Genomic DNA, 25,040 nt, shown 5'->3' on the forward strand with positions numbered 1-25,040 from the left:
CGCACACCGTAACGGGTGCGTACCCGGCTAACGGCTAGTCGTGCCAGCCCTCTCGATAGGCGGCCCAGTCCTCGGCTGTGGCCGCGAAATCCACGTAAGCGGCGACTCCGAACTCACGAGTCAGCGCCTTGTCGCCCATCGTCAGACGAACTCCGCGTACTGCGGCAGCGACCGTCTCCGCCTGCCTGTGATGAAACGGATGCTCATCGTGGTACGCCGGAATGCCGATGAACAACGCGACCTCCTCCGGCACCGCCTGCAAGGCCGCCTCTGTCACCCGCCGCACATAACCGGCGTACGCCGCCTCCGAAGGCAGTGAGGTGTCGTAAGCCATCAAGGCCACCTGATCCACCTCCAGCGCGACCTCACGCAGATAGCCGGCCGACCACAGGGCGAGCGACGTCGGCAGCATGGCCAGACCGACCGTCATGCCTCGCCAGGGCTCGGTATGGACCGCCGAAACCGAAAGCACCGCTTCCCGGGCTCGGGTGACCTCATGCGCCTGGCGGAGCACCGTCAGCAGATCGGGATCATCGTCGACGACGGGCTCGAAGTCGTAGTGGACGCCGTCGAAACCGTCGTCGAGCACTTGTGCGGCCGAGGTCGACAGGTTCGCCTGCGTACTCGCCAGCGCGAAGTCCAGCTCGCCCGGCACCGGATGGGCGCCCAGCCACGCCTGAACGCGTACGCCAGGGAGCGCCGCATGAATGGCACCGACGAACCAACGCCCACGCGGCCGGAGGGCGGGATCCAGTGTCCCGTCGTCGTTGAACGGCCCGCTGTGCACGAAGAGGTCACGGATTCCCGTTGTACGCAGCAACGCCACGAGATCGTCCACATCAGACTGACTTTTGCGCCCGTCGACCCAGGCGTGGCCGAGCCACTCTGCGTCATGACCGGTGCCCCGCGCGGACGCGCTAGGCGTACCCGAGGATTCGATCGAGAGCGCCACCAGTGCTGTCGCGACCAGGAGAGCAACGCTGCCGAGCAACGCGAGCAACGCCCTCGCCGTACGCCTGACCCAGCGCTTGCCTCCATCGGTCACCATCCCGGCGATCATGCCATCGCCGAAACCTGGTCGTCATCGGGCGGCCGGCTCATGGTGGCCATAGCTGTCACCACGGTGACCGGAGACACAAAATCGCCAGCGCGATCAGCGCTGGCGAATTGGGTGGAGACGAGGGGATTCGAACCCCTGACCCCCTCGATGCGAACGAGGTGCGCTACCGGGCTGCGCCACGTCCCCCGGTTTGATCCGAATCCTCGGACCGGCGATAAGGCTAGCAGGTCTACCCTGCCGAGCGCGAATCACCCCCGCCGACGGCTGGCCCGGCGTGGTACGGCTTTCCGCGTACCCGTGGGCGTGGCTGGATGGCCGGGCCTCGCGTCGCGGGACGGTAGGAGATGACCGGACCGCCGACGGCGCGGGGCAGGTCTTGCTGGCCCGCTTGCGCGGCTTCGAGGGCCGCGCGCTGACGGATGAGTTCTTCTTGGAGGAGGCGCGCGGCCTCGCGCCGGGCGGCGGCGCGGCGGCGCTGGGCGCGACGGACCTCGGCCTGCTGGTCGGCGAGCCAGCGGGCTTCGGCTTCCTCGGCGCGGCGGCGGCGCTGGGTCTGGAGCGCGCGGCTGCGGAGGTGCCCGACGTACGCGACGAGCAGCGTGACGCTGGCGGCGACGCCGATCCAGAAGCCGGGGCCGACGGCGAAGACGCCGACGAGTTCGACGGCGTTGAAGAGGGTGAGCGCGGCCAGGACCCGGCGGCGGCGGTAGACGGCGGGCTTGAGGCGGCTGCGACCGCCGGTCGCGTCACGCAGTGTGTACGGGACGGCCGAGCGCGGTACCACGGTCAGGGTCGGGCGACGGGACGACGCCCGGGGGCCGGAGCGAGCCGGGGCCGACACGGGGATGCCGCTGACCACGGGGACGGCGGACACCGGGAGATAGTCGATCGGGACCGATGGGATGAAGGTCCGCGGCGGGTTGACCGGGCGGCGTCCTGGCACAGTGCGCTGGCGCCGGTTCCTCGACAGGACCCGCGCCGTCGACAGCGCCCGCTCCGCCACCAGCCGCTCGGTGGCGTCGTACCGGCGCACGAGCGCCGGCGCCAGGGCGAGCAGCCCGGCCGCGGTGAGGACGGCGAGGAGCACCGAGGTCGGCACCCTCACCCCTCCCGTCACTCTCGGTACGAGGCCTGGCGGCGGCCCCGCGATCAGATAGATCGTTTACCGAGGGTAAGCGCGAGATGCCGGTGTGGGCGGCAGGCTCGCCGACACGCGCGAGATCACCCGACGCGCGGCACGTCGATCAAGGGCATGAGGGATTGATCATGATGGTACGCACACGACGCGCCGGTCGATCATGGCGTTAAGTCCATGATCAACGCGACAGCACGGGTTACTGGGGTGGGGTGGAGCGGAGGCGGTGCCACCGCCGCAGCAGGCCCCCGTCGCTCACGATGTCTTCGACGGTCACGGCGTACCCGATGTGGTCGCGCCAAGCGCCGTCGATGAACATGTAGTGCGGGTGGTACGCCTCTTCGCGGATCTCCAGTTTCTCGACGACCCGGCGGCTGGCCTTGTTCTCCGGCCGGATGTTGATCTCCACTCGGTGCAGCCCGGCGGCGTTGAAGGCGTGGTCGACGACGAGGGCGAGCGCGGTCGGCATGATGCCCTGCCCGGCTGCCCGGGAGTCGATCCAGTAGCCGCAGTACGCCGACGCGAACGCCCGTCGCACGATGTTGCCGAGGTTGATGTGGCCGACGAACCGCTCGGGTCCGCCTTCGGGCGGGCGCAGGCAGATGGCGAAGGGCATCGCCTCGCCCTCTTTGGCCGCCGCGCGCAGCCCCTTGTAGACCTGCTTGAACGCCGCCGTCGAGTTCATCTGCGCCCACGGCCCGATCGGCGTGGCCTCCCAGGGTGCCAGCCAACGCTGGTTGAGCTGGCGTACCTCGGACCAGACCTGCGCGTCGGAACGCAGGTATGGGCGCAGCAACACCGGCCCGTCGCTGAGCACGGCCGGGTACCCGAAGGCTCTGTTCATCGTCGCCTGTCCAGCAGCAGCACATCCACGGTGGACCCGGCGGGGGCGGTCGTCACCCGCTCGCCGAGGACCAGCAGGCCGTTCGCCTCGGCCAACCCCGCCAGCGTACGCGTTCCGCCCGCCAAAGGCTGCACTGTGTATCCGCCTCCTCGACGCTCCGCGACGAGCGCAGGCCGGAACTCCCGGAGTCCGGTCGGGGAGGTCACGGTCTCGAGGAGGTGCGCGCGCACGGACGGGCGGAACACCGGTTCGGCCCCGGCGAGCAGCTGGATCGCCGGGCGGGCGAGGACTTCGAAGCCGATCAGCGCCGATCCGGGATCGCCCGGGAGGCAGATGATCGGGACCTCCTCGGCCGACCCGTAGGTGCCGAAGCCGAGAATCGAACTGGGATAGAGGGAGACCTCCGTGAAGGTGACGCTGCCGGCGCGGCCGCCGTCCCGGCGGGACAGGATGCGCCGGACCATGTCACCCGGTCCGGTCCCGGTGCCACCGGTGGTGATGATGAGGTCCGCCCGCAGGGTCTGGTCCTCCAGGAGGCCACGCAACCCTTCCGGGTCGTCGTCGCAGATCCCCACCCGGTACGCGTGCGCGCCCGCCTCGGCGGCGGCTGCCGTCAGGGCGTGCGAGTTGACGTCGACGACCTGACCGGGCTGGCTGACCCGGCCCGCTTCGACGAGTTCGTCGCCGGTCGCCACGATGACGACTCGGGGCGTCGGGCGTACGACGACGTGGCCGATGCCGCTGGCGGCCAGGACGGCCACCAATGCCGGGGTGACGACGGCGCCCGACCGGGCGAGGAGGTCTCCTGCCCCGATCTCCTCGCCCGCTCGGCGTACGCCGAAACCGCGCTTGGGCAGCCGCTGGATCTCGACGGCGGCCATCCCCTGATCGGTCCAGTCGACCGGGACGACGACGTCCGCCCCGATCGGCATCGGCGCGCCGGCCGCCACCGAGAAACAGCTCTGCGGGGTGAGCCGCACCGGCCGCCAACTCGATGCGGAGAGGTCGCCGATGACGTTGAGCCGCACCGGACGACCCGGTCCCGGCGGCAGGAGATCCTCCGCGCGGGCGGCGTACCCGTCGATCCCGGCCGAGTCGAAGGCCGGGTACGGATGCGGCGCCAGGACGTTCTCGGCCAGCACGTTGCCGTGGGCCTGGGTCAGGTCGAGGTCGAGCGCCGGCAGCGCCCTGAGCCTGCGCAGCACGCTGCCCAGGTAGTCGGCGAGCGGCGTCAGCTCTGAAGCCGACGCCGACTCGAACTCGGCCGTTGCGGTCATCTCCGTGTCATCCAGTCGATCTCCGCCGGTCAGGCTCCCCCGGCCGAAGTGCCCGCCGCGGGAGTGGAGCCGGCGAGGTAGTCCACGAGCCACTCCCGGAATGCCGGCCCGAGGTCCTCCCGCTCGCACGCGAGCTGCACCGTCGCCTGGAGGTACCCCAGCGGAATGCCGGTGTCGTAACGATGTCCCCGATAGACGATCCCGTGGACCGGGGTGCCCTCGTCGAGCAGGATCGCCATCGCGTCGGTCAGCTGGATCTCGCCGCCGCTGCCGGGCTTGGTCCGGCGGATCGCGTCGAAGATGGTGAACGGCAGCACGTAGCGGCCGACGACGGCCAGATTGCTGGGCGCGTCCTCGACCTTCGGCTTCTCGACCAGCCCGGTCACCTTCACCACAGGTCCAGCGTCGCTGATCGCGTCGAGTTCGGCTGTCACCTGCTCGACGGATGCGATGCCGTATCGGTCGACCTGATCGTCGGGCACCTCGATGAAGGCCAGCACGATGCCGCCGGTCTTGGCCTGGAGTTCCAGCATGGACGGCAGCAGCGGCCGCTCCTCCTCGCAGAACTCGTCGGCGAGCAGGACGGCGAAGGGTTCCCCGCCGACGTGCAGTTCGGCGTACGAGACGGCGTGGCCCAGCCCCAGCGGCTCACCCTGCCGGCAGGTGTAGATCTCGGCGAGCTCCGACGTACGCCGCACCGCGTTCAGTCGTCGGGTGTCACCCTTGGCTTCCAGCCGCTGTTCCAGGTAGGGGTTCCGGTCGAAGTGGTCGACCATGCTCGTCTTGCCCCGCCCGGTGACCAGCAGGATGTCTTTGATCTCGGCGTGCGCCGCCTCCTCCACGATGTATTGCAGAACCGGCCGGTCCACCACCGGCAGCAATTCCTTCGGTACGGCCTTCGTCGCGGGCAGAAATCGGGTTGCCAGCCCAGCGGCGGGGATGACAGCCTTGGTGGCACGCCGGGTGCCACCCTCGGCGACGCCTGCCGCCGTCGGCGCGGTCACCACGTCGCCTGCTGGGTTGGGGGTGTGTCCGAGCATGTGGCGAGACTATCGGCCGTTGACCTGTCGAGGGGGATGCGGACCGCTCGACGCGCCGCGTGTGGTCAATTCCGTCACTGTCGCGCTCTCGCCCTGATCGCCTGCGACACCGCTGCCTGCGGCCGCTCCGCCCGAGCCCGCACCACCGCCGCCCGCAGCGGCGGGGGACGGCTGGGTGGGCGGGTCGAGCAGCGAAGACGGCGGCACCGACGCGACTCCCGGGGAGAACGCGGTCCGATGTCGATCCCGCCCGGCTGCTTTGGCGGCGTACAGGGCGTCGTCGGCCGCCTGCAGCACCGCTGATCCGGTCGCGCCGTGCTCCGGGAAGACGGCGATGCCGATGGAGACGGTGACATCCACCCGTCCGCGTGGCAACAACACCGGCTGCGTACGCATCGAGGCGCACAACCGGTCCGCGACGGCCACTCCGCCGGCGAGGTCGGTCTCGGGCAGCAGGACGACGAATTCCTCGCCTCCGTGCCGGAACGCCAGGTCGACCTCACGGATCTCGGCGCGTACGCGACGGGCGAACTCGGCGAGCACGACGTCCCCGGCGGCGTGCCCGTAGGAGTCGTTGATCTCCTTGAACCGGTCGAGGTCCAGCGCCAGTACGCAGAGCCGCCGGCCGAATCGGTGCGCGCGGTCGGCCTCACGGCGTAGGCAGTCCAGCATGGATCGGTAGTTGAGCAGCCCGGTCAGGGAGTCGGTGACCGACAGGCGCTGGGCCTCCTCGTGCACCCGGACGTTGTCGACGGCGACCGAGGCCTGCCCGGCGAACGTCCGAAGGGTGTCGAGGTCGCCGTCGTCGAACTCGTCCCGGCCGACCCGGTCGTAGACGGCCAGAACGCCCTGCGCGGCGGGCAGCCCGGCCGGCCACAAGCCGACCGGCCCGGCCTCGACCTGAGGCAGGTCAGCCGCGCCGGCCGAACCACCCGGGCCGGCGGCGGGTCCGGAAGCGGGATCGGCGGCGACGGTGGCCACGGAGGCGGCGGACGGAAGCGGCCCGCCCAGGGTGAACGGCACGACGACATAGGACTTGCAGCGCGGTTCCGCCGCGAGCAGCACCGGGCCGTCGCGGTCGGTCCGCCCCCGGACCGGTACGCCGGTCGCCGCGACCGAGCCGAGCAGTCCCTCGCCGATCGGGACCCGGATCGGGATCGCCGGGTCGAGTCCTTCGGCGCATTGGCCGGTCAGCAGTCCGGTCGCCGGGTCGATGAGGAGCACCACTCCGGCGCGGGCTCCGGCGGCGTGCCGGGCGGTCTGGAGGATCACCTGCAGAATGCGGTGGAGGTCGTGCGTACTGGAGAGGGTGTCGCCGAGCACGCCCAGCTGGCCCCGCAGCTGGTCCCGGCTGGCGGTCAGAGCATCTACATAGGACTCAAGTTCGCCGGTCATCCGGTTGAACGCCGAGGCGACCTGGCCGATCTCGTCGTTGCCCCGCACCGGTACGCGAGCCTGCAGGTCGCCGTCGGCGACCCGGTCGACGGCGGTCACCAGGTTGGCCAGCGGGGCCGTCGTCGTCCGGGCCAGCCACCACGCCACCAGGACGGCGGCGGCCGCGGTGATGAGCACGATCGCGGCGAGCATCGCATAGCGGGCGTACGCGTCCGGCTCGGGAACCGACAGCGTCAACGGCAGCGGCAGCCCGTCCCCGGCGCCGAGGACCCGGTTGAACGGGCCGGACGCGACCGGCGCCGTCGTCGTCTGCGACCGCGGCAGCGCCTCGAAGTCGTCGGCCGGATCGGTCACCTCGGGCGAATCCCCGAACGCGTGGAAGAAGGAACCCGGCCGCAGCTCGACGTCCACCCCGATGGCGTCGCTGAGCCGGTTCAGGAACGCCCGGTCGACGGTCTGCGCGGCGTACACGGAGCCGATGGTCTGCCCGCCGGACACCAGGTCCACCCGGGCAGCCAGACCCTCATAGCTGGCCGGGCCGATGTCGCTCGCCGACCCCGGCGGGCAGTCGGCCCACGGCGGCGGAGGCGCGCCCGGCGTCGTGATCCCGGCGAAGTCCGCCTCGCCGCCCGTCTCGATGTGCACCCCGGTCGCCAGGCCACGGACCACATATCCCTGGGCCACGGCCGCGCGATCGGGCGCGGGGGCCGCCGCTACCGCTTGCGCCACCGCGCCGAGCTGCCCGCACAACGCGGTCACGCTGGTGCGTACGGCGGTCGCCGCCACCGACAGCCGCTGGGCGGCCTGGTCACGCGCGACGGAGGTCAGCACGCCGCCCGCGACCAGCGCGCCGACCACCACCGGTGCCAGCACCGTGGCGAGGAAGGCGCTGGTCAGCCGGGTACGCAGGGTCACCGCTCACTCCGTTGTCCGTAGAATTGCTGCATCGCGGGTGCGATGCTTGCACGGTTCGCCCCCTACGTTCGGGTTGTTACGGAAGTGTCGCGTGTCGGATTTTTCGGATCCTCCGCCGGTGGTGCCTGTCGATCTTCCGGCGGATCTCGCCGCGAGTAAGGCGGCGGCCAGGTCCGCGCTGCTCACGGCCCGTCGCGAGCGCACGATCGACCAATTGGCCGACGCGTCACGCCGCATCGTGGTCCATCTGTCAGATCTTGTACGCACAACGCGGCCGGCCGTGATCGCCGCCTACGAACCGTTCGGCACGGAACCGGGAGTGCACCTCGACGGGTCTCTGCCGGGGCGGCTCGCCGCGGTGCCAGGTGCGCCACGCGTATTGCTGCCTGTGCTGATGAGCGACAACGATCTGGACTGGCGCGACTGGAACGACCCCGGCGACCGGCTCGGGCCGATGGCGATCGCGGAGGCCGAGCTGATCGTGGTGCCCGCGGTGGCGGTCGACCGGACCGGCGTGCGGCTGGGCCGGGGCGGTGGCAGTTACGACCGCGCGCTGGCCCGAGTTCCCGCCGGTACGCCCGTGATCGCGCTGCTCCACGACGGTGAGCTTGTTCACAGGCTGGCCGCTCAGCCGCACGACCGACGTGTGACGGCCGTCGTCACACCGCTGGGCGGAATGATCCCGTTACCTCGCTGAGTTGAGACTGGCGAGGTTCGCGTGCCACTATCGGCACTCGAAGAAGGAGGAAACGTGCCCACGTACCAGTACGCGTGCACGGCTTGTGGTCACCAACTCGAGGCCGTGCAGTCGTTCACCGACGCGCCGTTGACGGAGTGCCCGGAGTGCGACGGCACGCTGCGCAAGCTCTTCTCCGGCGTGGGCGTCGTCTTCAAGGGCTCGGGCTTCTACCGCACCGACTCCCGGAAGGCGTCGGGCGGATCGTCGTCCAGCTCATCCGGGTCGTCAGGCTCGTCCAGTTCATCCTCTTCGTCCAGCTCGTCCAGCGCGTCTTCCTGAGCCCAGCGCCCTGACGGGCGAGAATGAACCGCGTGTTCAAGGGGTTCAGGGAGTTCATCGCACGCGGCAACGTCGTCGATCTAGCCGTGGGCATCGTGATCGGCGCGGCCTTCGGCGCGATGATCACGCAGTTCACGAAGTCGTTCCTGGAGCCGCTGATCTCCGTGATCACCGGCGGCCATGGCACCGGCGGCACCTTCAAGGTCCGCGGCGTGACCTTCGACTACGGCGCCTTCATCGGCGCGGTGATCACGTTCGTGCTGACGGCGGCGGCGGTCTACTACTTGGTCGTCGTGCCGATGAACGCCTGGGCGAAGCGGCGCGGCAAGCTCGCCGAGGAAGAGATGTCCGACGAGGTACGCCTACTCACCCAGATCAGGGATAAACTCGGCAAATAGGACTCGACTGCGGGCTCACCAGTGCGGCGGGCGGTCCTCGATCAGCCGCGCGTCGTTGGAGTCCCGATCGTCGTTCCAGCCCGTCGACGTCTCGTCCACCGTCCGGTCCGGCAGGATCGGCGGCTCCTCGGGTTCGAGCTGCACCTCCCGGTCGTCATCCGGGGAGTGCGACTCGAAGGTCAGGTCGTCACGGGCCACGCATCCAGCTTAGGAGGTGCACGGGTGACCGAGTACGCGGGTCCGCCGGTCACTCCGCACGACCCGGACTATCAGCCGGAGATCATCGAAGGCGACTCGCCGCCGCGCGTACTGCCGCCGCAGGATCATGCCGCGCTCGATCGGGACGACGCCGCCGCCCGGCAGTTCACCTTCTTCATCGGCGGGATCGCCGCGCTGACCCTGTGCGCACTCGCCCTCATCCTCTGGCTCTTCTGACCCGCCTCTTCCCAGCAGATCACGGTTACGCAGGCATCCTCGGGCAGCCGATGCAGGCGTAACCGTGATCTGCAGCCAACAGCGCGCTAGCTGCGGGCGTACTTGCGGACGCGGTCGTAGGCGGCCTGGTAGGTGCGGTGCCGGGCGGCGTCCACGCCGGTGTCGCCCACCGCCGTCGTCAAGTTCACGATGCGAATGCTCGGGCTGAGATCCACCCAGGTCGGCAGCGGTTCGACCGTCTTGACTGCCCAGCGCGTACCGGTCTGGGCGAAGGTCACCCGGACCATCAGCCCTTCCCGGTTCGCGTCCTCGGGAGTCGCGTGCCGGGCCAGCTCGTTGCCCATCCCGAAGACCACCGTCGTGCCCTTGATCCGCCGGATCGGCTGCACGACGTGCGCGTGATGGCCCAGGATCAGGTCGATGTCCGGCGACCCCGCCAGCCGGTTCGCCCAGGCCAGCTGGTCGGCGTTCGGGTCGTGCCGGTATTCGGTTCCCCAGTGCAGGCTGACGATGACGATCGCGGCTCCGGCCTGCTTCGCGCGATGCGCCTCGGCCAGGATCCGGTCCGGGTCGATCCGCTCGGCGAGCCAGGTCTTGCCGTCCGGCGCGGCCAGTCCGTTGAAGCCGAACGTCGAGGCCAGGTGCGCGATGCGTACGCCGTGGACGGTGTAGACGGCGGCGTGCCCGGCGTCCGCCGGCCGGCTCGCCGTCCCCGCGTGCCCCAGCCCGGCCGCGTCCAGCGCCGCGATCGTCCGCTCGACGCCGTCCTGCCCCTGGTCGAAGGTGTGGTTGGAGACCGTCGAGCAGCCGTCGAACCCCGTTGCCTTGATCCCGGCGACGACCGCGGGCGGCGCGTTGAACCGCGGATACCCCTGGAACGGCTCGCCCACCGGGGTCTCCAGGTGACAGAGCGCCAGGTCGGCACCCGCGATCACGTCGCGCACGCCGGCGAACATCGCCGCGAAATTCCCATCCCGCTGCGCCTGAGCCCAGACCTGCGGGTGGACCAAGATGTCGCCGGCCCCCACGACCGTGATCTCACTGGTACGCGGAGAGCTGCGCACCGGCTGGGGAGAGTCGGTCGCTGCTTTCGGCGTATCAGCAGATGTGCACGCCGAGAGCAGTCCGACAGCGAGCGCGAGAGCCGTGAGCCCAGCCAGCTTGGGGGATCTGGGAGATCCGGGGAGGAATGCTGCCATTCCTCCCCTTCTACCCCTTCGTCACTTCTGCGCGAAGTCGACCCACCGCAGATGGGCGCCGGTGTCTCCGGTCTTGAAGATGTAGTAGCCGGTGAACCCGGCCAGGACCAGGACGACCAGGCCGAGCCCGACGTTCGCGATGAGCGAGCCGCGGCGACTGTCGCCCTCGGCGGCCGGGCGCTTGCCGATCGCGGTCGAGACGAAGATGAGCAGCAGAGTCGCCGCGCCGAGACCCAGGCTGAAGTACCAGGTGCGGTCGCCGTAGGTGACGTGCTGGTTGATCTTCGCGAGGAATTCCTGCGGGTACCCCTGGGCGACGACCAGCTTCTCCAGCTGCTCGCCGGACTCCGTGCCGACCCACGCGGCGATCGGACCAGCCACCGCGAGCAGGCCGACCGCCCACCCGGTACGCCGCCGCACGGGCGGGACCAGCGCGTAGACGGCCGAGCCGGCGACGAGCAGGACGACGAAGACGATCGCGAAGTGCACGATCAACGGATGGGCCGGAATGCCCAGAATGTACTGGAACACGCGCTTCTCCTCGATGCCTCACCGGACCGGCCCCCGTGGGTCGTGCGACCCTTCCGCGGCACAGCGTAGTCGGTGATCCATGCGACCTCATCGACCGTTTTCTTGGACCGTTCCAGAGAGCGTGCTTTGATATGACCATGTCGGGTGAGGAACAGCTGCGCTCGGCCGGGTTGCGCGTCACCCGGCCGCGGCTGGCCGTGCTCGACGTCCTCGACGCCGGCGGCCACCTCGAAGTCGACGAGATCACCCGCCGCGTCCGCGAACGCATCGACTCCGTCTCCACCCAGGCCGTCTACGACGTCCTCGGTGCGCTGTCCCGGGCCGGGCTCGCCCGCCGGATCGAACCGGCCGGATCTCCTGCTCGCTACGAGGCGCGTACGGGAGACAACCACCATCACGTCGTGTGCCGGGGCTGCGGACTCGTCGCCGACGTCGACTGCGCGGTCGGCTCCGCACCCTGCCTCGACCCGAACACGGCACACGGTTTCGAAGTCGACGAGGCCGAGGTGACTTTCTGGGGCCTATGCCCCGACTGCCAATCCCGCCGCACCCTCGACTAGGGGCCTTTCCGCGGGCCTTTCCGCGCGATCATGAACTTATGTGCGTGATCGACCGGCGTGTCGTGTCCGCAGCTCCCTGATCGTTCCCCCAAGTCACTGTTCGCCCGCCGTGAACGGGGCGGGCAGAGCGGGCGACAGCGGCTTAGCGTGAGCGCATGCCCGTTGCCGCGTACGACGAAATCGCCGACTGGTACGCCGACTGGGTCGGCGGCCTCCACAACTCCTATTCGGAGCGCGTCGCCGACGTCCTCCGCCGGCTGATCCCGCCGGGCGACGGGCGTACGAGCCTGGACATCGGCTGCGGCACCGGCGCTCGCGCCGGCGTGCTGCGCGACCTGGGCTGGCAGCCGGTCGGCGTCGACCTGTCGACGGGCCAACTCCGGCACGCCCGGCGCATCCTGCCGGTCGCGGCCGCCGACGCCACCGCGCTACCGATCGCGACGGGCTCGGTCGACCTAGCGGTGAGCATCCTGACCCACACCGACCTGCCCGACTATCCGGGCGTCATCGCCGAGGCGGCCCGCGTCGTCCGACCCGGCGGCAGGTTCGTCCACGTCGGAATCCACCCCTGCTTCACCGGCGCCTTCGCCGACCGCAGCGACCCGGCTCGGATCGTCGTCGACAGCGGCTACCACCGGCGCGAACGCCGCTGGGACTCGTTCACCACTCAGGGCGTACGCAATCGAGTGGGCGCCTGGCATCTGCCGCTGGCCGATCTCCTGAACGCCTTCCAGGCCGCCGGACTGGAGATCGTCGACACCGTCGAGTCCGGCCCGGAAGCCGGAGTGCCGGACGTCTTCGCGGTCGCAGCGGTCAGCTCACCTCGCCAGTCGGCAGCGTGACCGACGTCCACGGCTCGCGTATGGGAGCGGTGGCGCCGGCCGGGCAGGTCTTGCGGTAGTCGCACCACGAACACAGGGCGCCCGGCTGCGGCGGGAACACGTCGTCGGCGTCGCGCCCCTGCGCCACCTGCTTCTCCGCCGCGATGATGTCCTTGGCCGTCCCCTCGGCCCGGTTCACCTGCCGCTGGAGGGACTCCTCGGTGTGCTCGTGCGCCGCGATCGTGCCGCTCGGCAGGTGATGCAGCTCGACCCGGGTGCACCGGCGGCGGAACTGCCGCGACGCCGCGTACGCGTAAAGGGCGAGCGCCAGCGAGCCACGCGCGTCATCCGGCGTACTCGTCGAGCGGCCGGTCTTGTAGTCCACGATGACCAGCTCGTCACCGCGACGGTCGATCCGGTCGGCCCGCCCCGACAGGGCCAGCACCGACGTCTTCGCCGCGACGACGCGCTCGACGCCGACCGGCTCGTCGGCCGGGTCGAGCGTCGCGATGTAGCTCTCCAGCCAGGCCAGCGCCCGCGCGAAGACCTCGCGCTGCTGATCGGCGTCCCGGTAGCCCTCGGTCACCCAGGTCGCCCGGAGGAGGGGTGCCAACGCGACCGACCGACGACGGTCGGGGTCTACGGCGTACCAGTTCTTGAGCGCGGTGTGGACGCTCGCGCCGAGCGAGTTGTGCGCCCAGGGCGGGCCCTTGGGCGGCGCGGGCCGGTCTATGTACGCGTAGCGGTAGCGCCGCGGGCAGTCGAGATAGGAGGCCAGCTTGCTGGGCGTGCAGGTGAACAGCCGGTCCGGCAGGTCACCGAGGTCGAAGCCCAACTGCTCGGGGATGCCGCCGGTACGTTTCGGCGCTGACCCGCCCGTGGAAACCATGCAGCGATCCTCCCCCATGGGTCTGACACCGTCACACCGACCGCGCCGGTCCCAACCCGGCGACACCCGAAAAGCAGCCGACCTGTCACATCCCCCGGCGACACCCGAAAAGCAGCCGGCCTGTCACATCCCCCGGCGACACCCGAAGGCAGCCGACCCATCACATCCCCGGCGACACCCGAAGGCAGCCGGCCTGTCACATCCCCCGCGACGACCGGTACGCGTCGACGAACTGCCCGATCGCGCCGGCCATGAGCTGCACCGCGATCGCCGCCAGCAGCAGTCCGGCGATCCGGGTGAGCACCTCGATCCCGCCTGGCCGCAGGATGCGCACGAGCGTCCCGGAGAAGCGCAGCACCAGCCAGACGGCGACCATCACGGCGATGATCGCCAGCGAGATCGCGACGTAGTCGACCGTCTCGTTGGCCTTGCGCACTTCGAGCATGGTCGCGACGATCGCGCCCGGCCCGGCGAGCAACGGCGTGCCCAGCGGAACGAGGGCGATGTTGGAGGTGGACTGCTGGTGCGGGTCGTCGGTCTTGCCCGTGAGCAGCTCCAACGCGACCAGGATGAGCAGCAGGCCGCCCGCGCCCTGGAGGGCGGGCAGGTCGATCTGGAGGTAGTCCAGGATCTTCTGGCCGGCGACCGCGAAGATCACGATCACCACGAAGGCGAGGGCGACCGCCTGCCAGGCGGCCCGATTACGCTCCCGAGCCGGCAGTGCGCCGGTGAGCGCCAGGAAGATCGGGACCATGCCCGGCGGGTCCGTGATGACGAGCAGGGTTACGAACATCTCGCCGAACAGTTGCATGTTCACACTCGTCACGATAGGGCGTGACCGGCGTCAACCCGTTGGACACTCCCCCGGGCCAGGCCGGTCACGGCTGCTAACGCTTGATCGTCACGAGCCCGCCGCCGGACGGTACGCCCGCGGGCATCTGCACGGTTCGCTGTACCCCGTCCACTCCACACGCGACGAGGTCGCCGCGGAAGGCGGTGACCACGGTCGCGTCGTCCTGCCAGACCGGAACGGCGTCGGCGTCGGAGGCGCAGGCCGCGATCCACACCGGGGCGGCGGCTCCGTTGGCCGCGGCAGCGGTCACCGACCGGTCCAGGTTGATCACCCACAGCCCGCCGTCGAACGGGGTGGCCAGGTTCTGCCCGTTCGGCGAGACGACCGCATGGGTGGCGCCTCGCTCCAGGAACTCGTGACAGCCGGCGGCGTCCTCGCGTTCGAGGCGACCGCTGCTCACCGAGACACGGACGAGGCACGGCCGGCCGACCGACCCGGGCACCACGGCGAAGGTGTCGGACTGGAAGCTCGGGTAGACCTCGCTCAGGCCCACGGCCCGGTCGAACGTGCCGTCGCGCCGCCAGATCCCGAACTGGTCGCGGTTGGTGGTCGCCAGCAGGACCGCGGTGGCGAGGAAGCCGATCGGCCGCCAGCCCGCCGGGATGGAGCCGCTCGCGAGATTCTGCAGGCCGCTGCTGCTCAGCCGGTTCAGCTGCAGCGTCTGGCCGCGGACCACGGCCAACTCCGAGCCGTCGGCGCTCACCGCCCACCCGTCGATCGCGTCGGCCAGCGGGACCTGGGTCCCGTCGGTCCGCAGCAGCCGCACGGTGGTCGCGCCGCCGACGAGCCAGCCGACATTGGTACGCACAACGCCCGAGCCGGCGTCGCCCTTGAGATCGCGCCATGACCCGCTCGTGGCGTCGTAGAGCCGGTTCCCGACGGTGAGGTCCACCATGAGCGGCGCGGTGCCGGTGCCGAGCGGGACCTGCTGCTGGGCGTCCGCCTCGAACTCCACCCGGCCCGTCGACCCGGCGACGTCGGACTGCTCGACCGGGGTGGTCCACTGCCGCCAGACGCCGATGCCGGCGACGGTCAGCACGAACGCCACGGTGACCGCCAGACCGCCAGCGGTGAACCGGCGCCGGGCGAGTTTGCGAGCCCGCCGCACGGTCACGCCGGGCAGGTCCTGGACGACGGGGACCTCGCGGGCCTCGGCCGCGAACATCTCGCGCAGGGCTTGGGTGGCCTCGGTCTCGGAGGGCGCGCGGCTCATCGCCCCTCCACCGTGGCGGGGATGGCCGAGCGGGCCGGCGTGTTCCTCGGCGCTGGTACGCGTTGCGGCGCGGGCCGGCGTACCGGCGCGGGGCGCTTCTCCGCTGCTGGGGCCGGCTTGGGCGCGGGCTTCGGCAGGGTCAGCCCCGGAATCTGGACGCCCTCAGCCGCGAGCCGCTGCCGGAGGGTGCCGAGTGCCCGGGATGTCTGGCTCTTGACGGTTCCCGGGGAGATGTCGAGGAGTTCGGCGGTCTGCGCTTCGGACATGTCCTCGTAGAAACGCAGAACTAGCACGGCGCGTTGTCGTGCTGGGAGTGCCTTCACATGTTTCCAGAGCAGATCCCGGTCGAGCTGCTCCTCGGTCGCGTCGGCGACGGCCCGCTCCGGCAGGAACTCCGTCGGCCGCTCGCCGTGCCACCGCCGCCGCCACCAGGACGTCGCCGTGTTGACCAGTACGCGCCGAGCGTACGGTTCGACTGCTTCGATCTCACCGAGCCGCCGCCAGGCGAGATAGGTCTTGGTGAGTGCCGTCTGAAGCAGGTCCTCAGCGGTCGCCCAGTCCCCTGCCAACAGGTACGCGCTGCGCAGGAGCGCACCCGAGCGAGCCGCGACGAACTCGCGGAACTCGTCCTCGATCGCGGACCTTCCAGCCAACGCGCGCCACCGCCTCCCCGCCCGGCACCCTGTGTCGTGTCCCACAGAGTGGCATACCGGACGGGAGGAGGACCAGGGTCCGAATGGTCAGCCCTCGTCTTCGGCCTCTCGGCCGAGGCGTGCCTCGACGGCGGCCGGCTCGTACATCTCCTCGACGACGCGCAGGTAGAGCTCGTTCGGGTTGGGCAGATGCTTGACCTCGCGCAGCGCCTGATCTTGACCGGCCGACTCCAGGACGAACGTGCCGTAGTTGAGCATGCGGCCCAACGGGGACTGCTCGTACTTCATGTCGGTGACCCGCAGGAGCGGCATCATGGCGACGTTGCGGGTGATCAACCCACGGACCACCATGACTCGCTTGTTGGTCAGGATGAACCGGTCGTAGTACCAGTCGGCCACACTCCAGGCGACCCAGCCCATGACCAGGGCATAGACCACCACGGCGATGACGCTGAGGCTCGGCATGTCCTGCTTGGCCAGGAACCCGGTGAGGTAGCCCAGGGCCAATGTGGCCACCGCGCCCACCAGGATGTGGTTGATCAAGTGGATCCAGTGCTTGCGCCACTCGCCGCGATAGCGCTCGGTCGGGAAGAGGTAGCGCGCCACCAGCGCGCTCGGCTCGTCCTCGAGCGGCAGTACCCGCCGCGGGCTGACCGGGACGCCCCCGCCGCCGCCCAGACCCGAGACCTCTTCCTCACTGATGTCGGGGAAGTCGTCGGGACCGCCCGCGTATGGCGGTGGCGGCGCGCCTCCGGCGGAAGCGGCACCGGCCGCGGCACCCACGTGCGCGCGGCCGATGAAATGAGTGTCGTCATCGGAATGAGGAGCGGATTCCCCACGGGCCTGGGGAATCGATTCGCCGTCGCGGTCGCGCCGCGGCTCGTCGTCGTCGGAGCCGTCGGGCTCAAAAGGTCCGGTCGTCATCGGGGGTGAACCGGCCGATCAGGCTACGAGGCTGGAGACGAAGTCACCGACGCCTTGCGCGATGTCCATCACCGTGCCGCCCATCGACTTCACGACGTTGGCCGCCGAGTCAGGTCGGAACGCCACGAAGAAGATCAGAAAGGCAAGCCCGCCCCAGACGAGGATCTTCTTGACCATGCGGTCCACTCCCCCTCCACGCGGCGCCCATTCGCCGCATTCGGGCATAAGCCTAGCAGTCCCGGGGGTCCTCAGTGAATCAATCGCGCACTTCGGGGTGACCGTGCCGTACGCGTGAATGGCCTGCTCAGGACCGTCGTGATAGGTAAGGCGATGCCGCGCCGAAGACGATTCCACCTGGGATCCACTCGGCGAGGTCGTGGAGCGACAGATCCTCGGCGAGCAGGTATCCAGCCGGAGCCGGCCAGGCCACCGTCCACAACCACCGGCCCCGGGCCTCCCCGACATACGCGCTTCGATCCTCGGGCGCGTCGAGTGCCCACATCGGAGCTGGATGACCGCCCACTTTGACCTTGGCGTGGGCGAGCGTCGTGACCGCCAGCTCGGCGATGGTGGGACCCGGGTCCGGACCGGGCAGGCCGGCGAAGCGTACGCCGAGCCCGACGCCGGGGTCCTCGGCGATGAACAGCATGTCGGCCGGGCCGTCGATGAGCGACGCCGGCCCACTGCACGCGACCACGGTCGCCGACACTCCCGTACGCTCGTCGCCCGCCCAGCCGTAGCCGGTCACCAGCCATCCGGTCGGCAGCGGCCAGGGGCACCAGAACGGGAACTCCGTCTTCGCCGCGAGCGTGGCGGCGGTGCCGAGCGTCTCGATGGCGGCGTGCTCAGCGATATGCAACGGAGGAACCGGACCGCAGCGGTCACACCGCCAGCCCGAGTGCATCAAGTCTGGCGGCCGCACCGGGCCGCCGCAGCGCGGGCACGTGATGACCATCCCCACGCCCTTCACCCTGCTCCCGACAGCCCGCCGCGTCAAGCGGGCCGGGCGGCCGTCCAGTGGAAGAGCGCCATCGCCACACTCGTGGCGAGATTGAAGCTGGACACCCCGGTACGCATCGGGATGGCGACCAGCTGAGCCGCCACCGACCGCAGCTGGTCGGAGACGCCGTGCCGTTCGGTGCCGAACGCGAGCACCGCGTCGTCCGGGAAGCGCAGGTCACGAATGTCCGTGCCGTCCGGATCGAGCACGTAGACCGGACCGGCGGGGCGGCTGTCGAGGTCGACGCGGCCGACCGCGGTGGCGAAGTGCAGCCCAGCGCTGCCCCGGATGGCGGCCGGGTGCCACGGATCGGTCACCCCGGTCGTCACCACGCCGGTGACCCCGAATCCGGCGGCGAGGCGTACCACGGCTCCGATGTTGCCCAGGTGGCGGGGGTCCTCCAGGAGGACGACGGGACTGGTCCGGCCGGCTAGCGCGGCGAAGTCCAGCGACGGGCGCAGGGCGAGCGCGGCCACCCCGGTGGGATGCGGCCGCGACACCAGCTCGGCGAGCACGGCCGGGGTCACCGGCTCGGCCAGGATCTCGAACGCCCCGGCCAGGTCAGGCGCCAGCTCGTGCGCCAGCGCCATCGCGGCGGGCTTGTCGGTCGCGAGCACCACCAGCACGTCGGCGCCGAATCGGAGCGCGTGCTTGACCGCGTGGAAGCCGTCGACCAGCACGACGTCCGGCCGGTCGCGGTGGGCGTACCACTTCTCGAGCTCCGACGGCATGGGCCTGAGCGTAACGGCCGAGCCCGCCGTGACCGGCGGGCTCGGCCCGGTCAGGGTTGCAGCGCGCGGTTGAGTTCCGCGAGGAACGCATTCTCGGCGTCGCTCACCCGGTGTCCGAAGACCCCGGTACGCGCGGCGCCGCAGACCCGCGCGGCGATGTGTTGTAGCCACTGCCGGTAGGCGGCGGCGTCGGCGGGATCGGCCCGCCGGGCCAGCACGAGGCTGGCGGCCCGGCAGTTCACCAGGACCTCGGTGATGCCGGCGTGTCGATCGCGGAACTGCTCGGCGCTGGGCGGATCCGGATCGGCTTCGGCGTAGATCGCCGCGACCGCCGCTCGGACCAGATCGGAGTCGGACACCGTTCCGGCGGCGATGGCGTCGATGCCGGCCAGGCCCTCGGCGACCGTACGGCGGTCGCTGTCGGGTTCGGCCGACGTCGCGGCGATCATGACTCGAGCGGGCAGCCGGGTGAGCAGGTCCCACTCATCCGGTGTGAAGGCGATCGGCGGCGCGGATCGGGCCCACGGGCCTGCCGTTGGTTGGCTCGGCATGACACGACCTCCTCCAGGTCAGCATATGCCCGCGACGGCGGCTCGCACGCCGATGTAAACGAAAGGCACTCTGGTTACCCTCAGTGACGGTCAATTATCCGTCAGCGATGTGATCTGGCTAACGTGAACGAACCTCTATACAGCTCAGGCCCTATTCGGGCAAGATGTTTTTCAAGAGCGTGGGCGGCGGGTGCGTTAGGGCCCCGCCGCTCATTGCGTTCTGGAGACGTCTGGAGCGACCGTCAGGCGGCACGCCGGGTCCGGACGTGGACATCGTCGTCCAGCACCCGAAGGATGGTCCCATGCAGTTCGGTCGTTACTTCGAGGAATTCGAGGTCGGCGCGGTCTACAAGCACTGGCCGGGAAAGACGGTCACGGAGTACGACGACCACCTGTTCTGCCTGCTGACGATGAACCACCACCCGCTGCACATCGACGCGCACTACGCCGAGACGCAGACCGACTTCAAGCGCAACGTCGTGGTCGGCAATTACATCTACTCCCTGCTGCTGGGCATGTCGGTCGCCGACGTCAGCGGCAAGGCGATCGCCAATCTCGAGGTCGAGTCGCTGCGGCACGTCGCGCCGACCTTCCACGGCGACACCATCTACGGCGAGACCACCGTGCTGGACAAGCGCGAGTCCGAGTCCAAGCCCGATCGCGGCGTGATCACCGTCGAGACGCGCGGCTACAAGCAGGACGGCACCATGGTGTGCATCTTCAAGCGGAGGGTCATGGTGCCGAAGGCACCGGCCGCCGCGGAGTAGTCTCGGCTCGTGCGACCCCTGCTCACGCCCCGCTGGTTGGCCGGCCACACGCTCGCGGTGGTCATGGTCATCGCTTCCGCCGGGCTCACCTGGTGGCAGATCACGCGGGCCATGGGGGGCAACGTCCTCAGCTACGGATACGCCTTCTTCTGGCCGGCGTTCGCGGGCTTCGTCGTGATGATCTGGGTACGCGAGATGCGCATGGCGCTCGGGCGGGCCCCGGCGAAGCCGGTCGAGAAGGTCCCCACCAGCGGATTCGGCCGTCCCGTGATTACGTTCCGATCGAGCCCGGTCCTCCCGGCTCCGGAGGGCGCCGCATCGAGCCAGACCGATCGGGCAGTGACTACCCGGCCGGTGACCGACACCACCGCCGAGGTCCCGGCCGACGAGGACCCTGAGCTGGCCGAGTACAACCGACTTCTGGCCTGGTTGGCGGAGCACCCCGGCGCCCGCCCGGCCGACTATCCCGGCGAGTACGCCGATCAGCCCGGTGAGCGCCCGCAGAGCGCCCAGCAGATGCAGGAGACGTCATGAAAGCCGCGCACACCCGCTATCGCGTCGCCGCGTACGTCGTCGGAGTGATGCTGCTGGTGCTCGTGCTGATCGCGATGCCGATCAAGTACATCGGGCACGACTCGGCGCCGGTGCAGATCATCGGCCCGATCCACGGCTGGCTGTTCGCGATCTACCTCGTGATCACCTTCGACCTCGCACGGCGGACCGACTGGCCGCTGAAGCGGACGCTCTCGGTCATGATCGCCGGGACGATCCCGTTCCTGAGCTTCGTCGTGGAGCGCAAGGTGGGTGGCTGGCTGGCTGTGCCGTCGGAAGGTGCACAGCCGACGGCGCAGCCGGCGACGTCCGAGGACGAAGCCGACCGCGCCGCGGTCTGAGCGATCTACGAGCCGGCCGTCAGGCCTGGGCGGCGAGCTGCTTGCGCACCTCGTCCATGTCCAGCTCCCGAACCTTGCCGATGAGTTCCTCCAGTGCGGCGCCCGGAAGCGCGCCCGGCTGAGCGAAGACGATGACGCCGTCCTTGATCGCCCAGATCGTCGGGATCGACCGGATGTCGAACTTCATCGCGATGTCCGGGTTCGCCTCGGTGTCGACCTTCGCGAAGGTGATGTCCTCGTGCTTCTGCGAGGAGGTGTCGTAGACCGGCGCGAATCGCATACACGGGCCGCACCAGCTCGCCCAGAAGTCCACCAGGACGATTCCGTCCTTGTTGGTGATCTCGTCGAAGTTGGCGGCGGTCAACTCCACGGTCGCCATGTCACGCTCCGATCTATGCCAATGGTTGCGTCTATCGCAACGAGCGGGAGTGGTGGGGCATTCCCACCCGTGCGGTGGCGCAGCTCACCCTACCCGTCGGCGGCAGGGATACCCGGCATCACAAGCGGTAATCCCGCAACAGCCCGCGCGAGATGATGGTCTTCTGAATCTCGCTCGTACCCTCGCCGATCAGCAGGAACGGGGCCTCCCGCATCAGGCGCTCGATCTCGTACTCCTTGGAGTAGCCGTAGCCGCCGTGGATCCGGAACGCCTCCTGGACGACCTCGGCGCAGTACTCGCTGGCGAGCAGCTTGGCCATGCCGGCCTCGACGTCGTTGCGCTGGCCGGAATCCTTCAGCCGGGCCGCGTTCACCATGAGGGCGTGCGCCGCCTCGATCTTGGTGCCCATCTCGGCGAGCTTGAACGCCACCGCCTGGTGTTCGGCGATCGGCTTGCCGAACGTACGCCGCTGCTGGGCGTACGCGACTGCGAGTTCGAAGGCGCGCAACGAGATGCCGCAGGCGCGGGCGGCGACGTTGACGCGGCCGACCTCGATGCCGTCCATCATCTGGTAGAAGCCCTTGCCGGGTTCGCCGCCGAGGATCGCCGACGCCGGTACGCGGTGGTCGGCGAGCACCATCTCGGTGGTCTCGACGCCCTTGTAGCCCATCTTCTCGATCTTCCCGGGGATGGTCAGGCCGGGTGCCGTCTCACCGAAGCCGGGCGTCTTCTCCAGCAGGAAGGTCGTCATGTCGCCGTAGACGCTGGGCGCGCCCAGCTCCGTCTTGACCAGCGTGGCCACCACGCTGGCGTAGCCGCCGTTGGTCAGCCACATCTTCTGTCCGTTGAGGACGTAGCCGTCGCCGTCGGGCACCGCACGGGTCTTGATCGCCGAGACGTCCGAACCGGTCTCGGGTTCCGACATGGAGAACGCGCCCCGGACCTCGCCGGTCGCCATCCGCGGCAGCAGCCTCGCCTTCTGCTCGGCCGTGCCGTGCTGCGACACCAGGTACGCGACGATGAAGTGGGTGTTGACGATGCCGCTGACGGACATCCAGCCACGCGAGAGTTCCTCGACGATGAGGGCGTACGTGAGCAGCGATTCGCCGAGCCCGCCGAACTCCTCCGGAATGGTCAGTCCGAACAGGCCCATCTCGCGCATGCCGTCGACGATCTCTGTCGGATAGGCGTCATCGTGCTCCAGCCGCTGCGCCCGCGGGATGATCTCCTTGTCGACGAACTCGTGGACGGTGGCCAGGATGGATTCCTGAATGTCGGTGAGTCCGTGCGTACGGGCGAGGCGGGGCATGGCGAACCCTCCAGGTGAACGAAGTTACTAAACGGTAACTCAGGTCCGATGAGTATCTCGCGACGATCGATCCCGCGAGAAGGTGGGAAGCGACCAGAACCTCTGTGAAAAGCTTCACCCCGTCTAGTACCCTGCGCCAGTACGCCACCCCGGGAGCAAGGCCGAGCATCTTACGCGGTTTGTTCCGATGAGGAAATCAGGAGCCGAACGATGACCTACCCCCCAGCGGGTAACCCTGACCCGTACGGTCAGCAGCCCCAGCAGCCTGACCCCTACGGTCAGCCGCAGCAGCCGCAGCCGGACCCGTACAACCCGTACGCGGCGGCTCCGGGCTCGCCGGCCGCTCCCCAGTACGGTCAGCAGCCGCAGCAGCCGTACGCCGCGCAGCCTTACAGCGCGCAGCCGTACGCCGCTCCGCCCGCGGCGACCAACACCATGGCGATCCTGTCGCTGGTCTTCGCCTTCGTCTTCGCGCCGCTCGCGATCGTCTTCGGCCACATGGCCAAGAAGCAGATCAAGCAGTCCGGCGAAGGCGGCGACGGCCTGGCCACCGCCGGTCTCGTGATGGGCTACATCTTCACCGGTCTGGGTGTGCTGCTGTGCTGCATCTACGGCATCATCTTCGTCGTCGCCATCAATGAGGCAGGCTCCAGCACCTACTGACCGGGCGTCTTCGGTCCTGAGCGGGCGCGGCCGGGCCGCGCCCGCTGACACGCGTTCGTACGATGGTGATCGACCGCACGACGATCATGTCCGGCGCACCCCGCACGACGTGCACACCTGGAAGGAACTCGCGTGACCTACCCGCCGCCCGGCAACTCCGATCCCTACGGCCAGCCGCAGCAGCCGCCGTCGCAGGATCCCTTCGCCTCGCCGCCGCCCGCGTACGGGCAGCCGGCCTCCGGCCAGCCCGCATACGGCGAGCAGCCGACCCCGCCGCCGGCCGCGAACCCGTACGACCCGTACGGGCAGCAGCCGCCGGCCGTCGCTCCGCAGTCGCCGGCCTACGGCCAGCAGCCTCCGGCAGCGCCGCAGAACCCCTATGACCCGTACGCGCAACAGCAGTCGCCCGCTCCGCAGTACGGGCAGCCCTACGCCGCGCCGCAGTACCCGGCGTCGGCGTACGGCGCACCGGCCGGCGGCCCGGCCAAGAAGAACGGCATGGCGATCGGCGCCATGGCGACCGGTATCGCGAGCATCCCGCTGGCCTGCTGCGCGATCCTGGGCATCATCGCCGGCATCGTGGCCATCGTGCTCGGCATCGTGGCCAACAAGCAGATCGCCCAGCGTGGGGAGGACGGCAAGGGCTTCGCCCTCACGGGCCTCATCTGCGGTGGCGTGGGCCTTGTGCTCGGCATCGCGAACGCGGCCTTCGGCGTGTTCCTGAACCTCAACAACTGACGACCGGCGCAGACGAAGAAAGGGCGACCCCGTGGCGGGTCGCCCTTTCCTCTGCGTCAGGAGTCCTCGTACGCGTCAGAAGGCGGCTTGCCGGACGCTGTTGCCGCCGTCGATCACCAGCAGCTGGCCGGTGATGTAGGAGGCCGCCGGGGAGACCAGGAACGCGATCGCGCTGGCCACCTCGTCAGGCGTACCGGGGCGGCCCATCGGCGATCCGTAGCCCTGCTTCAGCTCGACCAGCGTGGACGCCGAGGTGTGGATGAGCCCGGGGGCGACCGCGTTGACGGTGACGCCGTCCGCGATGAGTTCCATGGCCAGCGCCCGGGTCAGCCCGAGCACACCGGCCTTCGCAGCCGCGTACGCCGCCTCGGCGGGCAGCGCGTTGACCGGCCCGGCGGTGGCCGAGAGGTTCACGATGCGACCCCAGCCACGCTCGGACATCGGATCGCCGAAGGCGCGGCTGCACAGGAACGCCGTGGTCAGGTTCCGGTCGATCTCCGTACGCCACTCGTCCGCGGTGAGCTGCGCGACCGGCCGGATGATCTCGGGCGAGGCCCGGCTCGCCAGGCCGGCGTTGTTGACGAGGATGTCCACGTCGCCGAGCTGGTCGCCCACGGCGTCGGCGAGCGCGGCGACCTCGGCTTCGTCGGTGAGGTCGGCGACGAACCCGGTGACACCCAGCTCGACGGCCCGGTCGTGGATGCGCTTGGTGGTAGAGACGATCGCCACCCGGGCGCCCTGGGCCTTGAGCAGACGCGCGGTGGCGTAGCCGATGCCGTAGGGACTGCCCGCGCCGGTGATCAGCGCGACCTTCCCGGCGAGGGTGAACGGACTGTCGACGGTTTCCAT

31 protein-coding genes, 1 tRNA gene and 1 pseudogene are annotated in these 25,040 nt (G+C 69.9%); 11 read left to right on the forward strand and 22 right to left on the reverse strand.

Features of this window, described 5'->3' with window-relative positions; translation table 11 throughout:
• Positions 1–34: 34 nt before the first annotated feature.
• From HDA40_RS20225 to HDA40_RS20255, 7 genes are all read right to left on the reverse strand, one after another.
• Complete coding sequence (locus HDA40_RS20225; RefSeq protein WP_253758168.1) at positions 35–1,048, reverse strand: glycoside hydrolase family 18 protein; 1,014 nt, start codon at positions 1,046–1,048, stop codon at positions 35–37.
• A 124-nt stretch (positions 1,049–1,172) separates the two neighbouring features.
• Positions 1,173–1,246 (reverse strand) — tRNA-Ala (locus tag HDA40_RS20230).
• Positions 1,247–1,289: 43 nt separating this feature from the next.
• Positions 1,290–2,165, reverse strand: a complete 876-nt coding sequence (gene sepX / locus HDA40_RS20235; protein ID WP_253758170.1) for a divisome protein SepX/GlpR — start codon at positions 2,163–2,165, stop codon at positions 1,290–1,292.
• A gap of 229 nt (positions 2,166–2,394) precedes the next feature.
• Positions 2,395–3,039 carry a GNAT family N-acetyltransferase gene (locus tag HDA40_RS20240; RefSeq protein ID WP_253758172.1) on the reverse strand — a complete coding sequence of 215 codons (645 nt, stop codon included), beginning with the start codon at positions 3,037–3,039 and terminating at the stop codon, positions 2,395–2,397.
• Positions 3,036–4,316, reverse strand: a complete 1,281-nt coding sequence (locus HDA40_RS20245; RefSeq protein ID WP_253758174.1) for a molybdopterin molybdotransferase MoeA — start codon at positions 4,314–4,316, stop codon at positions 3,036–3,038. Before HDA40_RS20245 ends, HDA40_RS20240 begins: the two co-directional genes overlap by 4 nt.
• Before the next feature lie 29 nt (positions 4,317–4,345).
• Entirely contained in the window at positions 4,346–5,356 is a 1,011-nt protein-coding gene (locus HDA40_RS20250; protein ID WP_253758176.1) for a UTP--glucose-1-phosphate uridylyltransferase, read from the reverse strand.
• Positions 5,357–5,365: 9 nt separating this feature from the next.
• Positions 5,366–7,666, reverse strand: a complete 2,301-nt coding sequence (locus HDA40_RS20255; RefSeq protein ID WP_253758178.1) for a GGDEF domain-containing protein — start codon at positions 7,664–7,666, stop codon at positions 5,366–5,368.
• Between the two features lie 118 nt (positions 7,667–7,784).
• On the opposite strand from HDA40_RS20255, the gene HDA40_RS20260 reads away from it, so the two are divergent.
• Genes HDA40_RS20260 through mscL form a run of 3 tightly spaced genes read left to right on the forward strand, consistent with a single transcriptional unit; the run spans position 7,785 to position 9,082 of the window.
• Complete coding sequence (locus HDA40_RS20260; protein WP_253758180.1) at positions 7,785–8,363, forward strand: 5-formyltetrahydrofolate cyclo-ligase; 579 nt, start codon at positions 7,785–7,787, stop codon at positions 8,361–8,363.
• A gap of 54 nt (positions 8,364–8,417) precedes the next feature.
• Positions 8,418–8,684: an FmdB family zinc ribbon protein gene (locus HDA40_RS20265; protein ID WP_253758182.1), complete on the forward strand. Its 267-nt coding sequence runs from the start codon at positions 8,418–8,420 to the stop codon at positions 8,682–8,684.
• Between the two features lie 32 nt (positions 8,685–8,716).
• The gene (gene mscL, locus HDA40_RS20270) at positions 8,717–9,082 is read left to right on the forward strand and encodes a large conductance mechanosensitive channel protein MscL (protein ID WP_372502896.1); all 366 of its coding nucleotides are present in this window, start codon (positions 8,717–8,719) and stop codon (positions 9,080–9,082) included.
• 15 nt (positions 9,083–9,097) lie between these two features.
• Here mscL and HDA40_RS20275 read toward each other — a convergent pair whose 3' ends face one another.
• Positions 9,098–9,280: a hypothetical protein gene (locus tag HDA40_RS20275; protein WP_253758186.1), complete on the reverse strand. Its 183-nt coding sequence runs from the start codon at positions 9,278–9,280 to the stop codon at positions 9,098–9,100.
• Positions 9,281–9,304: 24 nt separating this feature from the next.
• On the opposite strand from HDA40_RS20275, the gene HDA40_RS20280 reads away from it, so the two are divergent.
• On the forward strand, positions 9,305–9,517 hold the full coding sequence (locus HDA40_RS20280; RefSeq protein WP_253758188.1) for a hypothetical protein: 213 nt from the start codon (positions 9,305–9,307) through the stop codon (positions 9,515–9,517).
• An 86-nt stretch (positions 9,518–9,603) separates the two neighbouring features.
• On the opposite strand, the gene HDA40_RS20285 is transcribed toward HDA40_RS20280, so the two are convergent.
• Together HDA40_RS20285 and HDA40_RS20290 are read right to left on the reverse strand one after the other, a co-directional pair.
• The gene (locus tag HDA40_RS20285) at positions 9,604–10,581 is read right to left on the reverse strand and encodes a CapA family protein (protein ID WP_253758190.1); all 978 of its coding nucleotides are present in this window, start codon (positions 10,579–10,581) and stop codon (positions 9,604–9,606) included.
• A 156-nt stretch (positions 10,582–10,737) separates the two neighbouring features.
• Positions 10,738–11,247 carry a DUF2231 domain-containing protein gene (locus HDA40_RS20290; RefSeq protein WP_253758192.1) on the reverse strand — a complete coding sequence of 170 codons (510 nt, stop codon included), beginning with the start codon at positions 11,245–11,247 and terminating at the stop codon, positions 10,738–10,740.
• 137 nt (positions 11,248–11,384) lie between these two features.
• Here HDA40_RS20290 and HDA40_RS20295 point away from each other — a divergent pair, with 137 nt between their 5' ends.
• Together HDA40_RS20295 and HDA40_RS20300 are read left to right on the forward strand one after the other, a co-directional pair.
• Positions 11,385–11,807: a Fur family transcriptional regulator gene (locus tag HDA40_RS20295; RefSeq protein ID WP_275978274.1), complete on the forward strand. Its 423-nt coding sequence runs from the start codon at positions 11,385–11,387 to the stop codon at positions 11,805–11,807.
• 155 nt (positions 11,808–11,962) lie between these two features.
• Positions 11,963–12,649 (forward strand): class I SAM-dependent methyltransferase, encoded by a 687-nt coding sequence (locus tag HDA40_RS20300; protein WP_253758196.1) that lies wholly within the window; start codon positions 11,963–11,965, stop codon positions 12,647–12,649.
• Here HDA40_RS20300 and HDA40_RS20305 read toward each other — a convergent pair.
• The 9 genes from HDA40_RS20305 to HDA40_RS20345 form a co-directional block, all read right to left on the reverse strand.
• On the reverse strand, positions 12,621–13,517 hold the full coding sequence (locus tag HDA40_RS20305) for a RecB family exonuclease (protein ID WP_253758198.1): 897 nt from the start codon (positions 13,515–13,517) through the stop codon (positions 12,621–12,623). The two genes, HDA40_RS20300 and HDA40_RS20305, sit on opposite strands and share 29 nt — an antisense overlap.
• Before the next feature lie 196 nt (positions 13,518–13,713).
• Positions 13,714–14,334 (reverse strand): MarC family protein, encoded by a 621-nt coding sequence (locus HDA40_RS20310; protein WP_253758200.1) that lies wholly within the window; start codon positions 14,332–14,334, stop codon positions 13,714–13,716.
• Between the two features lie 70 nt (positions 14,335–14,404).
• The gene (locus HDA40_RS20315) at positions 14,405–15,583 is read right to left on the reverse strand and encodes a hypothetical protein (protein WP_253758202.1); all 1,179 of its coding nucleotides are present in this window, start codon (positions 15,581–15,583) and stop codon (positions 14,405–14,407) included.
• On the reverse strand, positions 15,580–16,236 hold the full coding sequence (locus HDA40_RS20320) for a SigE family RNA polymerase sigma factor (RefSeq protein ID WP_253758204.1): 657 nt from the start codon (positions 16,234–16,236) through the stop codon (positions 15,580–15,582). The genes HDA40_RS20315 and HDA40_RS20320 overlap by 4 nt, the downstream gene beginning before the upstream one ends.
• Positions 16,237–16,323: 87 nt before the next feature.
• Complete coding sequence (locus tag HDA40_RS20325) at positions 16,324–17,160, reverse strand: PH domain-containing protein (RefSeq protein WP_253758206.1); 837 nt, start codon at positions 17,158–17,160, stop codon at positions 16,324–16,326.
• Between the two features lie 18 nt (positions 17,161–17,178).
• A complete protein-coding gene (locus HDA40_RS20330; RefSeq protein ID WP_253758209.1) occupies positions 17,179–17,337 on the reverse strand; it encodes a hypothetical protein in 159 nt (52 codons plus the stop codon).
• A gap of 127 nt (positions 17,338–17,464) precedes the next feature.
• Positions 17,465–18,115, reverse strand: a complete 651-nt coding sequence (locus HDA40_RS20335; protein ID WP_308197832.1) for a DUF6758 family protein — start codon at positions 18,113–18,115, stop codon at positions 17,465–17,467.
• A gap of 38 nt (positions 18,116–18,153) precedes the next feature.
• Positions 18,154–18,891 carry a TrmH family RNA methyltransferase gene (locus tag HDA40_RS20340; protein ID WP_253758211.1) on the reverse strand — a complete coding sequence of 246 codons (738 nt, stop codon included), beginning with the start codon at positions 18,889–18,891 and terminating at the stop codon, positions 18,154–18,156.
• Positions 18,892–18,941: 50 nt separating this feature from the next.
• Positions 18,942–19,442 carry a hypothetical protein gene (locus tag HDA40_RS20345; RefSeq protein WP_253758213.1) on the reverse strand — a complete coding sequence of 167 codons (501 nt, stop codon included), beginning with the start codon at positions 19,440–19,442 and terminating at the stop codon, positions 18,942–18,944.
• A gap of 302 nt (positions 19,443–19,744) precedes the next feature.
• On the opposite strand from HDA40_RS20345, the gene HDA40_RS20350 reads away from it, so the two are divergent.
• The 3 genes from HDA40_RS20350 to HDA40_RS20360 are packed head-to-tail and all read left to right on the forward strand — an operon-like array spanning position 19,745 to position 21,102.
• Positions 19,745–20,209, forward strand: coding sequence for a MaoC family dehydratase (locus HDA40_RS20350; protein ID WP_253758215.1), 465 nt, complete (start codon positions 19,745–19,747; stop codon positions 20,207–20,209).
• A gap of 9 nt (positions 20,210–20,218) precedes the next feature.
• Positions 20,219–20,743 (forward strand): hypothetical protein, encoded by a 525-nt coding sequence (locus tag HDA40_RS20355; protein WP_253758217.1) that lies wholly within the window; start codon positions 20,219–20,221, stop codon positions 20,741–20,743.
• Positions 20,740–21,102, forward strand: coding sequence for a DUF3817 domain-containing protein (locus HDA40_RS20360; protein WP_253758219.1), 363 nt, complete (start codon positions 20,740–20,742; stop codon positions 21,100–21,102). Before HDA40_RS20355 ends, HDA40_RS20360 begins: the two co-directional genes overlap by 4 nt.
• Before the next feature lie 19 nt (positions 21,103–21,121).
• Here the strand turns inward: HDA40_RS20360 and trxA are convergent.
• Positions 21,122–21,496 (reverse strand): annotated as a pseudogene (gene trxA, locus HDA40_RS20365) (thioredoxin); the annotation flags it as partial.
• Positions 21,497–21,599: 103 nt separating this feature from the next.
• A complete protein-coding gene (locus tag HDA40_RS20370; RefSeq protein WP_253758224.1) occupies positions 21,600–22,790 on the reverse strand; it encodes an acyl-CoA dehydrogenase family protein in 1,191 nt (396 codons plus the stop codon).
• A gap of 210 nt (positions 22,791–23,000) precedes the next feature.
• Between HDA40_RS20370 and HDA40_RS20375 the strand changes: the two genes are divergently transcribed.
• Both HDA40_RS20375 and HDA40_RS42175 read left to right on the forward strand, forming a co-directional pair.
• A complete protein-coding gene (locus tag HDA40_RS20375; protein WP_253758226.1) occupies positions 23,001–23,453 on the forward strand; it encodes a DUF4190 domain-containing protein in 453 nt (150 codons plus the stop codon).
• Positions 23,454–23,585: 132 nt separating this feature from the next.
• Entirely contained in the window at positions 23,586–24,191 is a 606-nt protein-coding gene (locus HDA40_RS42175; RefSeq protein ID WP_253758228.1) for a DUF4190 domain-containing protein, read from the forward strand.
• Positions 24,192–24,266: 75 nt separating this feature from the next.
• Here HDA40_RS42175 and HDA40_RS20385 read toward each other — a convergent pair whose 3' ends face one another.
• On the reverse strand, positions 24,267–25,040 hold the full coding sequence (locus HDA40_RS20385; protein ID WP_308197730.1) for an SDR family NAD(P)-dependent oxidoreductase: 774 nt from the start codon (positions 25,038–25,040) through the stop codon (positions 24,267–24,269).

Origin of the sequence: Hamadaea flava (assembly GCF_024172085.1) — a bacterium.
Classification (GTDB): domain Bacteria; phylum Actinomycetota; class Actinomycetes; order Mycobacteriales; family Micromonosporaceae; genus Hamadaea; species Hamadaea flava.

What these genes read in the sequence shown, in the direction of transcription:
- HDA40_RS20330 (WP_253758209.1), bottom strand. Translation starts at nt 17,337, where the DNA reads ATGGTCAAGAAGATCCTCGTCTGGGGCGGGCTTGCCTTTCTGATCTTC.
- HDA40_RS20350 (WP_253758215.1), top strand. Translation starts at nt 19,745, where the DNA reads ATGCAGTTCGGTCGTTACTTCGAGGAATTCGAGGTCGGCGCGGTCTAC.
- HDA40_RS20375 (WP_253758226.1), top strand. Translation starts at nt 23,001, where the DNA reads ATGACCTACCCCCCAGCGGGTAACCCTGACCCGTACGGTCAGCAGCCC.
- HDA40_RS20345 (WP_253758213.1), bottom strand. Translation starts at nt 19,442, where the DNA reads ATGCCGAGCCAACCAACGGCAGGCCCGTGGGCCCGATCCGCGCCGCCG.
- HDA40_RS20360 (WP_253758219.1), top strand. Translation starts at nt 20,740, where the DNA reads ATGAAAGCCGCGCACACCCGCTATCGCGTCGCCGCGTACGTCGTCGGA.
- HDA40_RS20370 (WP_253758224.1), bottom strand. Translation starts at nt 22,790, where the DNA reads ATGCCCCGCCTCGCCCGTACGCACGGACTCACCGACATTCAGGAATCC.
- HDA40_RS20315 (WP_253758202.1), bottom strand. Translation starts at nt 15,583, where the DNA reads ATGAGCCGCGCGCCCTCCGAGACCGAGGCCACCCAAGCCCTGCGCGAG.
- HDA40_RS20250 (WP_253758176.1), bottom strand. Translation starts at nt 5,356, where the DNA reads ATGCTCGGACACACCCCCAACCCAGCAGGCGACGTGGTGACCGCGCCG.
- HDA40_RS20335 (WP_308197832.1), bottom strand. Translation starts at nt 18,115, where the DNA reads ATGGTCATCACGTGCCCGCGCTGCGGCGGCCCGGTGCGGCCGCCAGAC.
- HDA40_RS20340 (WP_253758211.1), bottom strand. Translation starts at nt 18,891, where the DNA reads ATGCCGTCGGAGCTCGAGAAGTGGTACGCCCACCGCGACCGGCCGGAC.
- HDA40_RS20240 (WP_253758172.1), bottom strand. Translation starts at nt 3,039, where the DNA reads ATGAACAGAGCCTTCGGGTACCCGGCCGTGCTCAGCGACGGGCCGGTG.
- HDA40_RS20385 (WP_308197730.1), bottom strand. Translation starts at nt 25,040, where the DNA reads ATGGAAACCGTCGACAGTCCGTTCACCCTCGCCGGGAAGGTCGCGCTG.
- HDA40_RS20225 (WP_253758168.1), bottom strand. Translation starts at nt 1,048, where the DNA reads ATGGTGACCGATGGAGGCAAGCGCTGGGTCAGGCGTACGGCGAGGGCG.
- HDA40_RS20325 (WP_253758206.1), bottom strand. Translation starts at nt 17,160, where the DNA reads ATGACGACCGGACCTTTTGAGCCCGACGGCTCCGACGACGACGAGCCG.
- HDA40_RS20295 (WP_275978274.1), top strand. Translation starts at nt 11,385, where the DNA reads ATGTCGGGTGAGGAACAGCTGCGCTCGGCCGGGTTGCGCGTCACCCGG.
- HDA40_RS20305 (WP_253758198.1), bottom strand. Translation starts at nt 13,517, where the DNA reads ATGGTTTCCACGGGCGGGTCAGCGCCGAAACGTACCGGCGGCATCCCC.
- HDA40_RS20300 (WP_253758196.1), top strand. Translation starts at nt 11,963, where the DNA reads ATGCCCGTTGCCGCGTACGACGAAATCGCCGACTGGTACGCCGACTGG.
- HDA40_RS20245 (WP_253758174.1), bottom strand. Translation starts at nt 4,316, where the DNA reads ATGACCGCAACGGCCGAGTTCGAGTCGGCGTCGGCTTCAGAGCTGACG.